Origin of the sequence: Kitasatospora sp. NPDC127111, assembly GCF_042677465.1 — a bacterium.
Lineage (GTDB): Bacteria > Actinomycetota > Actinomycetes > Streptomycetales > Streptomycetaceae > Kitasatospora.
In genome coordinates, this window is the sequence record NZ_JBHXTG010000016.1 from 110412 (window position 1) to 125763 (window position 15352).

The 15352-nt window shown below is 77.1% G+C and carries 14 protein-coding genes; 7 read left to right on the forward strand and 7 right to left on the reverse strand.

Features of this window, described 5'->3' with window-relative positions; genetic code table 11:
- Positions 1–71 precede the first annotated feature (71 nt).
- Entirely contained in the window at positions 72–590 is a 519-nt protein-coding gene (locus ACFVHB_RS13520; RefSeq protein ID WP_380319918.1) for a SixA phosphatase family protein, read from the forward strand.
- Positions 591–682: 92 nt separating this feature from the next.
- Here the strand turns inward: ACFVHB_RS13520 and ACFVHB_RS13525 are convergent, their stop codons facing one another.
- Entirely contained in the window at positions 683–1294 is a 612-nt protein-coding gene (locus tag ACFVHB_RS13525; protein ID WP_380319920.1) for a maleylpyruvate isomerase N-terminal domain-containing protein, read from the reverse strand.
- Entirely contained in the window at positions 1291–2181 is an 891-nt protein-coding gene (locus tag ACFVHB_RS13530; RefSeq protein ID WP_380319962.1) for an NAD(P)-dependent oxidoreductase, read from the reverse strand. Before ACFVHB_RS13530 ends, ACFVHB_RS13525 begins: the two co-directional genes overlap by 4 nt.
- Before the next feature lie 136 nt (positions 2182–2317).
- On the opposite strand from ACFVHB_RS13530, the gene ACFVHB_RS13535 reads away from it, so the two are divergent.
- Together ACFVHB_RS13535 and ACFVHB_RS13540 are read left to right on the forward strand one after the other, a co-directional pair.
- Positions 2318–3358 (forward strand): GlxA family transcriptional regulator, encoded by a 1041-nt coding sequence (locus ACFVHB_RS13535; protein WP_380319923.1) that lies wholly within the window; start codon positions 2318–2320, stop codon positions 3356–3358.
- 244 nt (positions 3359–3602) lie between these two features.
- Positions 3603–4346 (forward strand): Mut7-C RNAse domain-containing protein, encoded by a 744-nt coding sequence (locus tag ACFVHB_RS13540; RefSeq protein WP_380319926.1) that lies wholly within the window; start codon positions 3603–3605, stop codon positions 4344–4346.
- Positions 4347–4438: 92 nt separating this feature from the next.
- Here the strand turns inward: ACFVHB_RS13540 and ACFVHB_RS13545 are convergent, their stop codons facing one another.
- On the reverse strand, positions 4439–4759 hold the full coding sequence (locus tag ACFVHB_RS13545) for a putative quinol monooxygenase (RefSeq protein WP_380319929.1): 321 nt from the start codon (positions 4757–4759) through the stop codon (positions 4439–4441).
- Between the two features lie 288 nt (positions 4760–5047).
- Between ACFVHB_RS13545 and ACFVHB_RS13550 the strand changes: the two genes are divergently transcribed.
- The 3 genes from ACFVHB_RS13550 (at position 5048) to ACFVHB_RS13560 (ending at position 9963) form a co-directional block, all read left to right on the forward strand.
- Positions 5048–7252: a BTAD domain-containing putative transcriptional regulator gene (locus tag ACFVHB_RS13550; RefSeq protein ID WP_380319932.1), complete on the forward strand. Its 2205-nt coding sequence runs from the start codon at positions 5048–5050 to the stop codon at positions 7250–7252.
- A gap of 69 nt (positions 7253–7321) precedes the next feature.
- Positions 7322–8452 carry a molybdopterin-dependent oxidoreductase gene (locus tag ACFVHB_RS13555; protein ID WP_380319935.1) on the forward strand — a complete coding sequence of 377 codons (1131 nt, stop codon included), beginning with the start codon at positions 7322–7324 and terminating at the stop codon, positions 8450–8452.
- Positions 8449–9963, forward strand: a complete 1515-nt coding sequence (locus ACFVHB_RS13560) for an MBL fold metallo-hydrolase (RefSeq protein ID WP_380319938.1) — start codon at positions 8449–8451, stop codon at positions 9961–9963. Before ACFVHB_RS13555 ends, ACFVHB_RS13560 begins: the two co-directional genes overlap by 4 nt.
- A 139-nt stretch (positions 9964–10102) precedes the next feature.
- Here ACFVHB_RS13560 and ACFVHB_RS13565 read toward each other — a convergent pair whose 3' ends face one another.
- The gene (locus ACFVHB_RS13565) at positions 10103–10798 is read right to left on the reverse strand and encodes a type 1 glutamine amidotransferase domain-containing protein (RefSeq protein WP_380319941.1); all 696 of its coding nucleotides are present in this window, start codon (positions 10796–10798) and stop codon (positions 10103–10105) included.
- A 290-nt stretch (positions 10799–11088) separates the two neighbouring features.
- Between ACFVHB_RS13565 and ACFVHB_RS13570 the strand changes: the two genes are divergently transcribed.
- Complete coding sequence (locus ACFVHB_RS13570) at positions 11089–11967, forward strand: LysR family transcriptional regulator (protein ID WP_380319965.1); 879 nt, start codon at positions 11089–11091, stop codon at positions 11965–11967.
- A gap of 111 nt (positions 11968–12078) precedes the next feature.
- Here the strand turns inward: ACFVHB_RS13570 and ACFVHB_RS13575 are convergent, their stop codons facing one another.
- The 3 genes from ACFVHB_RS13575 to ACFVHB_RS13585 all read right to left on the reverse strand — a co-directional run bounded on the left by ACFVHB_RS13575 (position 12079) and on the right by ACFVHB_RS13585 (position 15156).
- Positions 12079–12438: a hypothetical protein gene (locus ACFVHB_RS13575; RefSeq protein ID WP_380319944.1), complete on the reverse strand. Its 360-nt coding sequence runs from the start codon at positions 12436–12438 to the stop codon at positions 12079–12081.
- 202 nt (positions 12439–12640) lie between these two features.
- On the reverse strand, positions 12641–14209 hold the full coding sequence (locus ACFVHB_RS13580; RefSeq protein WP_380319968.1) for a hypothetical protein: 1569 nt from the start codon (positions 14207–14209) through the stop codon (positions 12641–12643).
- The gene (locus ACFVHB_RS13585; RefSeq protein WP_380319947.1) at positions 14206–15156 is read right to left on the reverse strand and encodes an ATP-binding cassette domain-containing protein; all 951 of its coding nucleotides are present in this window, start codon (positions 15154–15156) and stop codon (positions 14206–14208) included. Before ACFVHB_RS13585 ends, ACFVHB_RS13580 begins: the two co-directional genes overlap by 4 nt.
- Positions 15157–15352: the final 196 nt, after the last annotated feature.

The window sequence follows — 15352 nt, forward strand, 5'->3', positions numbered from 1 at the left end:
GGGGTGCGAGCGCGCGGTGGCTAGCGTCGGCCGGGCACCTGTTTGTCGGCCGTGCGGAGGAGGAGACCGTCGTGAGCACCGAACGAACCCGCAGGATCGTCCTGGTCCGGCATGCCAAGTCCGAGCGGAGCGACGTCATCGACGACCACGAGCGCCCGCTCGCCGAACGGGGCCGCCGGGACGCGCCGGCGGCGGGCCGCTGGCTGGCGGGTTCGGGCATCACCCCGGACCTCGCCCTGGTCTCCACCGCCGTGCGCACCCGGGAGACCTGGAAGCTGGTCGTCCCCGAGCTGCCGGAGCGGCCCCGGACCGCCTACGAGGAGCGGATCTACGCGGCCAGCCCCGGCGAACTCCTCGTCCTGCTCACCGAGTTGTCCGAGGAGGTGCACGACGTGGTGCTGGTGGGCCACAACCCCGGGATCCACGCCCTGGCGGTCACCCTCGCCGGCGAGTCCGAGGGCGACCTGATGGCCCGGATGAACGACGCCTTCCCCACCTCGGCCGTCGCGGTGCTCGATTACGACGGCTCCTGGAAGGCGATCGAGCCCGGTGCCGCCCGCCTGGTCGCCTTCTGGACGCCGCGCGGCTGACCGCCGTGCAGCCGGCGGCCGCGCAGCCGACCGCCCGCCCCCGACCCGGCGCGCACCCTGCGCGCACCCTGCGCGCACCCGGCCGCGGTGCCTCACCGCACCCGGCCGTCCCAGCTCCACGCTCCGGCGGACACCTTGGGCAGGCCCGGCAGGGCGATGCGGCCGGTGCACCAGAGCAGGGTGTCCCCGGGGGCGTGGCCGGTCGGGGCGGCCGGGAACAGCCGGGCCAGGGCCGGGGCGGCGAGTTCGTCCGGCACCGACCGGTCGAGGCCGAGCGCGTTCGCCAGGTCCGAGCCGTGGACGAGGAGTTCGACCGCCCCCATGGCCGCGAACCCCGGTCCGTCCGAGTGCCCCCACGGGTGCCAGGCCCGGGCGTCCGCCGGTGCGTCCCGAACCGCGCCGGCCAGCAGGGCGGCCGCGATGCGCAGGCCCTCCAGGCAGTGCGGGATCGGCGCGGCCGGGTCGAGCGAGCCGAACAGGGTGACGTAGCGGTCGGCCGGACGGGCCGTCAGCAGGCCCGCGTAGCCGAGGACACCGAGCGCGAGGTGGTCGAGGGTCGCGCGGCAGGTCCAGTCGCCGCCCTCCGGGCGGCGTGACCAGTCGGCGTCGGCGCCCCGGTCGAGCAGCCCGGTGGTCCGGGCGCCGGCCTCCGTCACCAGCGCGGGCCAGTCGGTGCCGGCGGAGGCCGGGGCGACGGCGGTCACCGGCGGATCCCCTCGATCAGGCGGGCGTAGCTGTCGCCGCCGTGGCCGGCCTCGATGGCCTCCTCGGTCCGGCGGGCGAGGAGTTCGGGCAGAGCGGTGTCGATGCCGCGGGCCCGGGCGGCGTGCAGCAGGTGTTCCATCGCGGCGAGGTGGACGGTGAGGCTGGCGTCGTCCCCGGGGTAGTGGCCGGCGTCGGCCTGGGCGGCGTAGCGGCCGATGAAGCCGGCCACGGCGCCGGACAGCCAGCGGGTGGCGACCGGGGTGAAGTCGGTGGCGCGGACGCCGTCCGCGCCGACCAGGGCCACGCCCTGCAGCCAGCCGCTGAGCGAGGACCACATCAGGCCGAGCAGGGCGGTGTCGTAGAGGCCGGCGAGCCCGGCGTCCGGGCCGAGGTCGACCGGGTCGCCGAGGACGGCGAGGGTGTCGCGGTGGCGGGCCAGCGCCTCGGGTGCGCCGCCGTAGAGCAGGGTCGCCTCGGGGCCGCCGATGCCGGGCGGGGTGATCATGATCGCGCCGTCGAGGTAGTGGAGGCCGTGCCCGGCGGCCCAGTCGGCCAGCTCGCGGGCCTGTTCGGGGGAGCCGGAGGTGAGGTTCACCAGGGTCCGCCCGGGCAGCAGGTGTGCGGTGCCGGCGAGGACGGCGCGCAGGGCGTCGTAGTCGAGGACGCAGGCGACGATCAGCGGGCCCGCCGCGACCGCGTCGGTCGGCGTGGCGGCGCGGACGGCGCCGCGGGCGACCAGCGGTTCGGCCTTGGCGGCGGAGCGGTTCCAGACGGTGGTGGGGTGGTCGGCGGCGAGGAAGGCGGCGGCGAGCGCGGTGCCCATCGCGCCCAGGCCGAGGACGGTGACGGGCTCGCGGGCGGCATCGGCGGGGTGAGCCGGGTTCAGCGGCACGGGGTGGTCTCCCTGGTCTCGGGTGGGGTGAGGTCTTGATCGACGTCACTCACTCTCGTCGCCCGGCGTGACCGCCGACAGTGGCAGGATTGCCCTTCGCCGCACCATTCCTGCCAGTAGGCTGCCGGGCATGAGCGCCTTACCGCACACCCCCGCACGCGGCCCCGGCACCGTGGCCGTCGCCGTCCTCGACCACAGCGAGCTCCCGCTCTGGGACCTCTACGAACTCGGCATGGCCTGCGCCGTCTTCGGCATCCCGCAGCCCGAGCTCGCCGAGCGCTGGTACGAGCTGCGGCTCTGCGCCGAGACGCCGGACGCCGAGGCGCCGCCCAGGCCGCCCGGCGGGTTCGGCTTCTCGCTGCGCGCCGAGTACGGCTGGGAGGCGCTGGCCGACGCGGACACCGTGATCGTCACCTCGGTGCCGGACGCCTGCGTGACGGGCGAGCGCGAGGTGCCGCCGGCGCTGGTGGCGCAACTGCGGCGCGCGGCGCGGGCCGGGGCGCGGATGGTGTCGCTGTGCACCGGCGCGTTCGCCCTCGCGGCCGCCGGACTGCTGGACGGGCGCCGGGCCACCGCGCACTGGTCGCACACCGCCGACCTGGCCCGCCGCCACCCGGCCGTGACCGTGGACGACAGCGTGCTCTACGTGGACGACGGGGATGTGCTGACCAGCGCGGGCGTGGCGGCCGGCCTCGACCTCTGCCTGCACCTCGTCCGGCGCGACCTCGGCGCGCACGTGGCCAACCAGCTGGCCCGCAAGCTCGTCGTCCCGGCCCACCGCCCGGGCGGGCAGGCCCAGTTCGTGGACCTCTCGGTACCCGTCGCGGACGACGACAGCCTCGCGCCGGTCCTGCAGTGGGCCACCGCCAACCTCGAACAGCCGCTGACGGTGGACGAGTTGGCCCGACGCGCCCGGATGAGCCCGCGCACCTTCTTCCGCCGCCTGCAGGCCGCCACCGGCACCACCCCGCTGCAGTGGCTGCTCAACCAGCGGCTCGCCCGCGCCCAGTCGCTGCTGGAGGCGACGGACCTGCCGGTCGAGCAGATCGGCGAGCGCAGCGGCCTCGGCAGCGCGACCAACCTGCGCCGCCACTTCACCGCCCGGGTCGGCGTGACCCCGACCGACTACCGGCGGGCCTTCACGGCCCGGGCGGCCGTGGGCGGCCGCTGAGGCGGCCCCCGGCGTTCGGGTCCCGGCGGCGGCCCCGGCGTTCGGCCCCGGCGGCGGCCCCGGCGTTCGGCCCCGGCGTCGGCCCCGGCGTCGGCCCCGGCGCCCGGCGTTTCGAGCCCCGGCTCCCCGGATCCGGCGGCTGGCGTTCGGCCCCGGGATCGGGCCCGCGAGCGCGGAAGGCCGGGTGCGCCGGCGGCGGGAAAAGTGCTGGCCGCCGCCGGCCGCGCGCTGGCATGCTGGCCGGGTGGACCGACCGGAGATCTGGCTCAGCTTCGACCCCGACCTGCAACTCTTCCTCACCTCCGCACGGCGGGGCGAACGGACGGCGCTGCGCACCGACGGCGCCTCGACGCTCGGACACGTGGTGGAGTCGCTGGGCGTCCCGCTCACCGAGGCCGGCGCGCTGTTCGCGGACGGCCGGCGGGTGGACGAGTCGCACGTCCCCGCGCACGGCGAGGTGATCTCGGTGCGGGCCGTGCGGAGGCCGCAGCGGTTCGCCGCGCCGGTCACGTTCCTGCTCGACGTCCACCTCGGTACGCTCGCGCGCCGGCTGCGCCTGCTGGGCATCGACGCCGCCTACGAGAACCCGGACATCGGGGACGCCGCGCTCGCCGCGCGCTCGGCCGCCGAGGAGCGCGTCATGCTCTCGCGGGACCGGGGCCTGCTGCGGCGGCGCGAACTCTTCGCCGGCGCCTACGTCTACAGCCACCGCCCCGCCGAGCAGCTGCGGGACGTCCTGTCCCGCTTCGCGCCGCCGCTCGCCCCCTGGAGCCGGTGCACCACCTGCAACGGGACGCTGCGCAGCGTGGCCAAGACCTCCGTGCAGGACCAGCTCCGGGACGGGACCGAGCGCTCGTACGACGCCTTCGCGCAGTGCACCGCGTGCGGGCAGGCCTACTGGCGCGGTGCCCACCACGCCAGCCTGGACGCCATCGTGGCCGACGCGGTGCGCGAGTTCGGCACCCCGGAGCTCACGCCCCAGGCCTGAGCCCCGCCCCCGGCGGAAGTGCCGTCCCGCCGCCCTGGCTCGGCGTGAGGCCCGGCCCGGCCCGGCTTGGCCCGGCCTTGTGGCGGTCGGGATCAGATGGCGGCGACCAGCGCGTAGCCGCTGCCGCTCATCGACGCGCACAACTCGCGGCAGCGGCCGAACCGCTCGGCGAAGCCCGGTTCCTCCCGCCAGGCGGCGAGCGCGGCCGGGTCCGTCCAGGCGGCGAAGGAGACGAAGTGGTTCGGCCGCCGCAGGTCGCGGATCAGCCGGGCCGAGCGGAAGGCCGGGTGCTCGTCGCGCGTCCAGGCCAGGAACTCCGTCCAGCGCCGGACGAACTCCTCCGCGCTGCCGTCCACGACCTCCCAGGTGCCGGAGGCGAAGTAGTCGGTCGTGGTGCGTGTCGGCGTGGTCATCGTCCTCACCCCTCTCGCGGGTCGTCTGCCACGCTACGCGGCGGGTGTTCCCGGGGCGTTCCCGCGGCTCCCCGCCCGGTCCGCACCCACCGTCCGTACCCTCCGTCGCCCTTCGTCCCCCTCCGTTCCCCTCCATTTCCCTCCGGACCGTCCGGACCCGCCGGAGCCTCCCGACCCTCCGGACCGTCCGGACCCGCCGGAGCCTCCCGACCCTCCGGACCGTCCGGACTCGCCCGCCGGGCTCGGTGGACGTAGGTTCGTAGTGTCCGCACGGAAGGCGCTCGGCGCATGCTCGAACTGCGTATCCGCCTCCTCGGCGGCTTCCTGGTGCGGGTCGGCCCGCGGGAGATCGCCGCCGACGCGTGGCGCCTGCGGAAGTCCCGGAACCTGGTCAAGCTGCTCGCGCTGGCCCCCGGCCACCGGCTGCACCGCGAGCAGGTGCTCGACGCCCTCTGGCCCGAGCTGCCGACCGAGGCCGGCGCCAACCAGCTCCGCAAGGCCCTGCACGAGGCCCGGCGCACCCTCGACCCGGACCCGGCCGCGCTCCACCGCTACCTGGAGGCGGGCGAGAGCCTCGCCCTGCACGGCGGTCCGCTGCTGGTCGACGTCGATGAGTTCGAGCACGCCGCGCTGCACGCCCGCCGCAGCCGCGACCCCGACGCCTACGAGCGGGCCGTCGCCCGGTACGGCGGCGACCTGCTGCCCGAGGACCGCTACGAGGAGTGGGCGGTCGAGCGCGAGCACGCGCTGCACGCCGAGTACCTGGCGCTGCTGGTCGAACTCGGCGGCTTGCGGGAGGCCCGGGCCGACACCGACGGCGCGGCCGCCGCGCTGCGCCGGGCGGTGGCCGCCGACCCGCTGCACGAGGAGGCATCGCTGGCGCTGATGCGGGTCTACGCGCTCGCCGGGCGGCGGCACGAGTCACTGCACGAGTACGACCGGCTCACCGCCGCGCTGGAGCGCGCGTCGGGCGGCGCCGAGGGCCCCGGGCCGGCGGCCCAGCGGCTGCGGGAACAGGTCCGGACCGGGGGCGAGGTCCGCGCCGAACTCACCGGCGAGCTCTGGGAGCACGTCGGCGACCTGCGGATGCTCGCCGGTGACACCGCGGGCGCCGCCGCCGCGTACGGCTCCGCCCTCGCCCCGGACGTGGTGGACCTGCCCGCCTCGCCGGGTGTCCTCACCGGGCGGGCGGCCGACGGCACCGGCCTGCGCTCGGTACGGCTGCACCGCAAGGCGGCCAGCGCGCACCTGGCCGGCGAGTCCGGTGAGGCCACGGCCGCCGCCGAACCCCACCTGGCTGCCGCCGAGACCGCGCTGGCCGAGGCCGGCGGTGACCCCGCCGAGACCGGCCGACTGCTCGGCGCGCGCGCCAACTGGCTCTGGGCGTCCGGTCGTTACGACGAAGCGCAGCAGGCGGCGGAGGCCGGGCTGGCCCTCGCCGAGGAGCACGGCACGGCCGAGGACGCCGCCGCCGCCAACGAGACGCTCGCCATCGTCCACCACTTCCGCGGCGAATGGCGGGAAGGACTGCGGCGCGAGATCGAACGGCTCGGTGCCGCCGCCGACGAGGACGGCCGGCTCGCCCGGATCTCCGACATCCACTGCTGCCTCGGCCAGTACCACCTGTACGGCGACGGGTTGAGCGACGGCGTCGAGGAGTACGCCCGGCACATCCTCGACCTGGCGCTCGCCCGCGGCGCCCGCCGGGCCGAGGCCTTCGCCTGGTGCCTGCTCGGTGAGTCGCTGCTGCTGCGCGGCCACTGGGACGAGGCGCCCGGCTGCCTGGAGCGCAGCGCCCACCTGCACGAGGAGCTCGGCGGGCGCTCCAGCGCGCTGCCCTGGCAGCGGCTCGCCGAGTTCGCCGCCGGGCGCGGGGACAGCGCCGAGGCCGCCGCGTGCCTGCGCCGCGGCATGGCGGCCGCGGAGGTCTCCCCGCTCGCGCAGCACACCTTCGGACGGCTCTACGCGACCGCCGCCCTGGACGCCCTGGAGCGCGGCGAACCGGGCGAGGCGGCCCGGGCGGCGCGGGCCGCCGCGGCCTCCGCGGCCCGGCACGGCGAGTGCCCGAGCTGCACGGCACTGCTCTACCCGGTCGCGGCGGAGGCGTTCGCGGCGCTCGGCGACGCCGACGGCGCGGCCGAACACGCCGAGGCCGCCCAGCGGGTCGCGGCCCGCTTCGACAGTTCGGCCTGGCGGGCGATGGCGCAGTCCGCCCTCGGCTCGCTGGCCTCCGCCCGCGGCGACCCGGTCGGCGCGCGCACCCGCCACCTGGCGGCCGCCGGCCTGTACGAGCGGGCCGGGCAGCCGTACTGGACGGCCCGTGCCAAGGCCCGGGCGGTCGCCGACGGCGGGGGCGACGGCGCGGGCGCGGGGGAGGAGGACCGCCGGCTGCGGGCCGAGGCGGCGGAGGTGTTCGAGGCGCTCGGTGCCCGGCGCGCCCTGGCGCGGGTCCGCGAGCCGGGCGCGGTGCGGGTGGGAGGTGGTGCGGGGTGAGCGGGCCGGTGAGGCGGACACGCAGAGGCGGCAGACGCAACGGTACGGCGGACGAAGGCGGTGACCGGGATGACGACGACAGCCCGCGAGGGGACGGCCGCCGCGGGCTGGGTGCCCGAGACGGTCACCACCGAGCCGTACAACGCGCAGACGCCGGCGGCGGCACTGGCCGAACCGCTCACCCCCACCGGCGCGTTCTTCGTCCGCGACCACTTCGGCGTGCCGCCGCTGCGCCGGGCCGGCTGGCGGCTCCGGGTGGACGGCCTGGTGGACGCCGAACTCGACCTCGGGTACGCGGAGTTGCTCACCCTTCCGATGCGCGAGCTGGACGTCGTGGTGGAGTGCGCCGGGAACGGCCGCAGCCTGATGACGCCGCGTCCGCCCGGCGTGCCGTGGGGGCAGCGGGCCGTGGGGTGCGCCCGGTTCGCCGGGGTGCCGCTGCGGGCGGTGCTGGCGCGGGCGGGTCTGCGGCCCTCGGCCGTGGAGCTGGTGTTCACCGGGGCGGACGAGGGTGACCTGCACGGCAGCCGGACCGCCTTCCAGCGGAGCCTGCCGGCCGGGCTCGCCCGGCACCCCGACACCCTGCTCGCCACGCACATGAACGGTGCCCCGCTCACCCCCGGCCACGGCGCGCCGGTGCGGCTGCTGGTGCCCGGCCGGTACGGCGTGGCGGACGTGAAGTGGCTGGTCGGGGTGCGGGCGGTGGCGCGGCCGTTCACCGGACCGTTCCAGGCCGAGGAGTACGTCTACCGGCGCTCGCGCACCGGCCGGGACGGCACACCCGAGGGGCCGGTCGGCGAGATCCGGGTGAAGTCGCTGGTCACCGCCCCGGCGCCGGGGGCGCGGCTGCCACTGGGTCTCGGCTGCACGGTACGCGGACGGGCCTGGTCGGACGGGGTGCCGGTGCGCCGGGTGGACGTGCGGGTCGGCAGCGCCGGCTGGCGGCCGGCCGACCTGGCGCCGGCCGCCGGCCGGTACGCCTGGTCGGAGTGGACGTACCGGTGGACCCCGCGGCTGGCGGGGCCGCGGCTGCTGCTGGCGCGGGCCACCGACGCCGAGGGGCGCACCCAGCCGCTGCGGGCGCCGTGGAACGAGCAGGGGTACGGGTGCAACCAGGTGGCCGGGGTGGAGGTCGTGGTGGTCGCGCCGCCCACCGGAGCGTCCCGGCCCGGCCGGTCGCGGGGAGGCGGTCGGCCGTGAACACCGCGCCCGGTACGGACGGTGCGCGCGGCACGGACGGCACGAGTGGCGCGGACGGCATGCGCGGTACGGACGGCATGCGCGGCGCGAGCGGTGCTCGCGCTTCGAGCACGGGCGGTGCGAACACCATCGAGCCGTTCACCACCCCGGCCCTCGGCGACACCAGCTACCTGCTCGCCGCCGGTGACGAGGCCCTGGTGGTGGACCCGCAGCGGGACTGCTGGCCGCTGCTCGCCTCCTGCGAGCAGCGCGGGCTGCGGATCCGGTACGTCCTGGAGACGCACGTCCACAACGACTACCTCTCCGGCGCCCTGGAGATCCGCTCGGCGACCGGGGCGACCGTCGCCGGTCCGGCGCGGGCGGGCTACGGCTTCGACCACCTGCCGCTGGCCGAGGGCGACGAGCTCGCCCTCGGCGGGCTGCGCGTCCGGGCCCTGGAGACCCCCGGCCACACGGCCGAGCACACCGCCTACCTGGTGCTCGGTGCGGACCCGGACGGCGACGCCGGCGGGGGCCGCCCGGCGGCGGTGTTCACCGGCGGCAGCCTGCTGGTCGGCAGCGCCGGCCGGACCGACCTCTCCGGCCCCACCCGGACCGAGCACCTGGCCCGCGCCCAGTACCGCTCACTCCGCAGGCTGGCCCGACTTCCCTCCGGGACCCGGGTGTTGCCCACCCACGGGGCCGGCAGCTCGTGCTCCATCGGGGCTGCGGCCAGGGAGCGGACCAGCACCGTGGGCGACCAACTGCTGGCCAATCCCGCGCTGCTGGCCGCCGACGAGGACGCCTTCGTCGCCACCCGGATGCTCGGCCTGCCGCCCGCGCCCGCCTACTACCGCCGGATGGGCCCGCTCAACCGGTCGGGTCCGGCCGTCCTCGGCGGCCCGCCGGTGCTGCTGCCGATGACCGTGGACGAGGTCCGGCTGGCGGTCGACCGTGGCGCGCTGGTCGTCGACGCGCGGGACCGGCGCGCGTTCGCCGACGCCCACCTGCCAGGCGCGCTCGGCGACGAACTGGACGGCTCCTTCGCGGCGTTGGTCGGCGAGGTGGTGCCGTTCGGCCGGCCGCTGGTCCTGGTGCTGCCGGAGCCGGTCGCCGACGCCGCCCGCGAGGCCGTCCTGCAACTGCTGCGGATCGGCTACGAGGCCTGGCTGGTGGGGTGGTTGGACGGCGGGGTGGAGCGCTGGCGGGCGAGCGGGCAGCCGCTCGCCTCGATCCGGACGGCCGACGTCTCCGAGGTGCGCGGCGCACTGGACCGGGAGGGCGGACGGCCGGTGCTGGTGCTCGACGTGCGGCCCGCGGCCGAACCGCCGGTGCCCGGCGCGCTCGGCGTCCCGCTCACCGAACTGCCGGGCAGGATGGACGAGTTGCCGGCCGGCCGGGAGTTCTGGACGGTTTGCGGCCGGGGGCGCCGGGCCACCGTCGCGGCCAGCCTGCTCGCCGCCGCCGGCCTGCCGGTGACGGCCGTCGTCAGCGGTGGCGCGCAGGACCTGGTGCACGAACTCCGCGGGTGAGCCGCCGGGCGGCCGGGACCTCGGCGAGGGCGGCCCACGCCGCGGCGGCCGGGGTTGCGGCGGCCGGGGCCCCGGTGAGGGGTGTCCAGGACCCCGGTGAGGGGTGTCCGACCCCCGGCCGTGCGTGGGTCGCGCGGGCTCAGCCCAGCTTGCGGAGCAGCTCCTGCGCGAGCTGGACGGACGAGGCCGGGTTCTGGCCCGTGACCAGGTTGCGGTCGACGACCACGTGCGGGGCCCACGGCTCGCCCTCCTGGAAGGCCGCGCCGGCCTCCACCAGACGGGTCTGCAGCAGCCACTTCGCCTTGTCGGCGAGCCCGGCCTGGGTCTCCTCGGCATTGGTGAAGCCGGTCAGGCGGTAGCCGGCGAAGGCGTTGCCGCCGTCGGCGCGGGTCGCGGCCAGCAGCGCGGCCGGGCCGTGGCAGACCACGCCGAGCGGCTTGCCCGAGTCCAGGGCGGCGGCCAGCAGCCGGCCGGAGTCGGCGTTGACCGCGAGGTCCTCCATGGGGCCGTGGCCGCCGGGGTAGAAGACGGCGTCGTACTCGGCCAGGTCGATGTCCTCCAGCCGGACCGGCTTCCGGAGTTCGGCGAAGGCGTCCAGGCCGGCCGCGATCCGCTCGGCGCCCTCCGGCCCGCCGTTCATCTCGGGCGCCAGGCTGCCCTGGTCGACCGTCGGGACCACGCCGCCGGGCGTGGCGACGGTGACCTCGTGGCCGGCCGCCGTGAACGCCTGGTACGGCGCCACGGCCTCCTCGGCCCAGAAGCCGGTGGGGTGCCGGGTACCGTCCGCCAGCGTCCAGTGGGTGGCGCCGGTGACGACGAAAAGGATCTTCGACATGCTGGAAGCTCTTCTCTGTGAGGCGGATCCGTGAGACAGGCCGGGAGGGACCATCGGCCGCTCGGCGATGCACCCGACGATAGGGCGGGAGTCCGGCCTTCGACCAATGGCAGTGCCGATACGCGGCATAGGAATTCCGATGGGTTCTGCGAAGCGGGGCGGCATAGGCTTGCCGGGTGAACCACCGTGATCCGGCCGCCGGTCCCGAGGGGTCGACGCCCGAGCCCGGCGCGTCGACGCCCGAGCCCGGCACGTCGAGGCCCGAGCCCGGCGCACCCGCCGACCTCAACCTGCTGCGCACCTTCCTGGCCGTCTACCGGGCCGGGTCGTTCACCGCGGCCGGGCAGGTGCTGGGCCTGTCCCAGCCCACGGTGACCACCCAGATCCGCGCACTGGAACGGCAGGGCGGGCGCGAGCTCTTCGAACGGCTGCCCCGCGGCGTCGCACCGACGGCCGTCGCGGACGAGCTGGCCGCCCGGATCGCCGCGCCGCTGGACGCGCTCGCCGCCGCGACCGGAGCGGGTGCCCGGCCCGCGCCGGGCGTGGAACCGGTGCACCTGGCCGGACCGGCCGAGCTGCTCTGCACCCGGGTGCTGCCCGCGCTCGCCCCGCTGGTCGCCGACGGGGTCCGGCTGCGGGTCACCGCGGGGCTCACCGACCCGCTGCTGGAGGAGCTGCGCGCGGGCCGCCACGACCTGGTCATCGCCACCACCCGCCCGCGCGGCCGCACGCTGACCGCCGTGCCGCTGGCCGACGAGGAGTTCGTGCTGGTCGCCGCACCCGTCTGGGCCGAGCGCCTGCACGGGAGACTCGCCACCGAGGGCCCGGCGGCCCTGCACGAGGTACCGCTGATCGCGTACGCCGAGGACCTGCCGATCGTGCGTCGCTACTGGCGCCACGTGTTCGGCCGACGCCTCAACTGCCGAGCCGCGCTCACCGTGCCCGACCTGCGCGGGGTCGTCTCCGCGGTGGCCGCCGGGGCCGGCTTCGCGGTCGTCCCGCGCTACCTCTGCGCAGCCCTGCTCGACGACGGCAGCCTCGTCCGACTGGACGATCCCGACGACCCGCCGATCAACACCGGCTACCTCGTCCAACGCCCCGGCGCCCCCGCCAATCCCCACCTCACCCGCGTCCGCGACCACCTCCTGGCCGCCGCCCGCACCTGGTGACCCGCGTCCCGGCCTGGTCGCGGTCCCCGGTCGCGGTCCCGGTCCCGGTCCCGGTCCCGGTCCCCGGTCCCGGCTCCGCGGCACGGTGGGCTCGGGCCGCGCTGAGGCGGCTCACGCCGTGCCCCGGAGCCGGCGGACCGTTCTCCGCGTGGCGACCGCGCACCCGGCGGCCGCCAGGAGCGGCAGTGGCGGAGCCGGCAGGGCGCTGGCCCAGGCGGCCGGCCCCTGCTGCGGCACGACGTGCGAGCCCCACGGCGCCCGTACCGCGTCGACGTTCTCCCCGGGATGGCCGTGCTGGCGCAGCGAGACCACCACCCCCGCGGCCGAGCGGGCCTCACCCCGGACGTGGTTGCTGCGCCCGGCGTGCCTGGTCTGCCACGCCGTCACCACGACCCGCTCCACCGATCCCCACGGCGTCACCCGGACGAGTCCCACGACCGGCGCCACGACGGTCGCGCTCGCGAACAGCACCGTCAGTAGCCCCAGAGAGTCGCCGCCACCCGCCCGCCGTCCCCTCCCGGACCAGCCACGGCCCGAACCCCTCGCCCGTACCTCTCCACCGGACACGGCGGGTAAGGGGCCCGCCCCCGGTTGCGGCGGCCAGGGCGCACGCGCGGGCACCGGAGACCGGTTCACCGCTTCGCCACACCTCGCCCCACGTCACCGCCTCACCTCATCGCTTCACCTCCCGGCGGGCCGCGGCGACCAGGAAGGCGGCGGCCAGCAGGGCCAGCGCGGCGGCGGCGACCAGCGGCGGGGCGGGGCCGGCGGGGTGGCCGGCGGTGCGGACGGCGCCCATGAAGTCGAGCGCGGCCACCTGATTGACCACCAGGTACCAGAGCGGGAGGTAGAGGGCCTGGAAGACGCGATGGGTCCGGGAGAGGACGCCGAGGGCCAGGGCCAGGGACGGCACGAAGAGGGCGCCCGCGGTCCAGGCGGCGAGGCCGGCGGCGTCACCGGCGACGGCGAGGCGGACGAACGGCGCCGCCCCCGTGGCGGCGGTCAGCACCACGCCGGACGCCCACTCCGCGAGCAGTCGGCGGCGCGCGGCCGGGTAGGCGCCGAGCAGGACCTCCAGGTCGTGCTCGGCCGCCCGGCTGCCCAGCCGGGACCAGAGCAGCACCGGCCAGACCCAGAGTGCCGGTAGCACCGCCCCGGTGACGTCGCCGAGCGGGACGGTCAGCCCGGCCAGGGTCAGGCCGGCGGTGACCAGCCACCACCACCGTGACACCCCGCCGACCAGGATCCGCAGCTCGCCGGCGACCAGCCGCCCGAAGGTGCCGCCGAACGCGGGAGCCGTCCGGGGCAGGGCCGCGGCGAGGGGAGCCGGCGCGGGCGGGGCGGCGGCACGGGAGGACGCCGCGGTCCCGTCGGCGGGCGGGCCGCCGCGCGCCGGGTCGAAGCGGCCGAACCAGAACGCGGGGAGCACCACCAGGACCACCGCGAGCAGCACCAGCAGCAGCCGTTGGGCCAGGAACGCGCCGTCGAGCCCCGCGCCCTCCCAGCGGAACGGCACCAGCGGCGTGTCCACCTTGGTCAGCCCGAGGCTGAACTCCTCGCCGCTGACGTCACCTTGAGCCCCCAGGGCGGCACGCAGCGACCCGGCGGCCCGGGCGACGCCGAGCCCGCCGAACGGCGCGCCCGGGGACTGCCCGCCGACGGTCACGGCGAGGGCGACGAGGAACCAGACCACGTTGCCCACGCCGCCGCGCAGCAGCGGCAGCGTCTCGAACAGGACGGCCGCCGCGGAGGTCGCCGCGAGCAGCGGGAGCGCCGTCACGACGAAGGGCGTCAGCAGCGCCACCGGGTCGACCGAGCGGTGCTCGCCGCGGACCACTTGCATGGCGACGGCGGTCAGCGCGAGCACGCCCAGCATCGAGCCGAGCACCAGCAGGTTGCTGAGGAACTTCGCCAGCAGGTAGCCGGAGGTGCGCAGCCGGGTGGCGGCGAGGATCTGGCCGACCCCCGTCTCCTCGTCCCGTCCGACGCCCTTGCGGACGACGTAGAACCCGCCGACGGTGAGCCAGAGCGCCCCGGCCAGGGCCGTCGCGAGCCCGACGTACGCGCTGTTGTACTCGCCCCGGTAACGCCCGACGGCCAGGATCACCCAGTGGCCGTCGACCGGTGGGACGGCCAGGTAGCCGAGGCCGACGGCGGCCAGCAGGGTGACGGCGTAGGCCGGGCGGCGGACCCGGTCGCGGAAGTCGCCCGCCGCCAGGCGGGCCAGGGCGCCGGCCGTCATCGCCGCACCGCCGGCCGCCACGGCACGCCCTCCGCGCCCGTCCCGGCGAGCGGCCCGGCGAGCGGCCCGGCGCCCGTCCCGGCCGCCGTCGGCCGGACGATGCCCAGGTAGGCGTCCTCCAGGTCCGGTGTGACCGCGACGGCGTCGCCCGCCGGGGCCCGGTCGGCGAGCACCCGGAGCCGGACGCCGTCGGCCGTCCGGACCATCCGGCTGACCGGGTACCGGCCCTGCACGGCGGCCACGGCCGCCGGATCGACCAGGAACTCCCATACCCGTCCGGTCAGTTCGCCGGCGAGCTGCTCGGGGCTGCCGCGCCGCAGCAGCCGGCCGCCGGCGATGAGGGCGAGGTCGGAGGCGACGGACTCGATGTCCGGGACGATGTGGGTGGAGAGCAGTACCACGCGGGTGGCCGCCAACTCGCCGAGCAGGTTGCGGAACCGCACCCGCTCCTCCGGGTCGAGCCCGGCGGTGGGCTCGTCGACCACGATCACCCGCGGGTCGGCCAGCAGTGCCTGGGCGATGCCGACCCGGCGCAGCATGCCGCCCGAGTACGCGCCGAGCGGGCGTTTCACCGCCTCGGTGAGGTTGACCAGGGCGAGCAACTCCTCGATCCGGGCCCGGGCCGAGCGGGCGGAGAGCCCCTTGGCGGCGGCGAGGTAACCGAGGAACTCGCGCGCGGTCAGACTCGGGTAGACGCCGAAGTCCTGCGGCAGGTAGCCGAGTTCGCGGCGCAGCAGGTCGGGCCGGGCGAGCGCGTCGGCGCCCCGGTAGCGGAGCCGGCCGGCGGTGGGTCTGGTGACCGTGGCGACGATCCGCATCAGCGTGGACTTGCCCGCGCCGTTGGGCCCGAGCAGGCCCAGCAGGCCGGGGCCCAGGTGCAGGGAGAGGCCGTCGACGGCCCGCTTCCCGCCCCGGTGGACCTTGGTGATGTCGATCAGTTCGAGCATGCGCGCTCCGCCCTCTCGGTCGGCCCGGTGGTGACGTGGTCGAGCCTCGCGGATCGGGGGCGTGCTGCCATCTGCCGTTCGGCAGAGATGCGGCCGCGCCTTTCGTCATGCCCCGGCCCCGCCGGGCGTTGGTCTTTCGTCATACCTCGGCGCCGGCCCCGGCCGCGGGGCCGTAGCGGTCACCACAGCCGCAGCC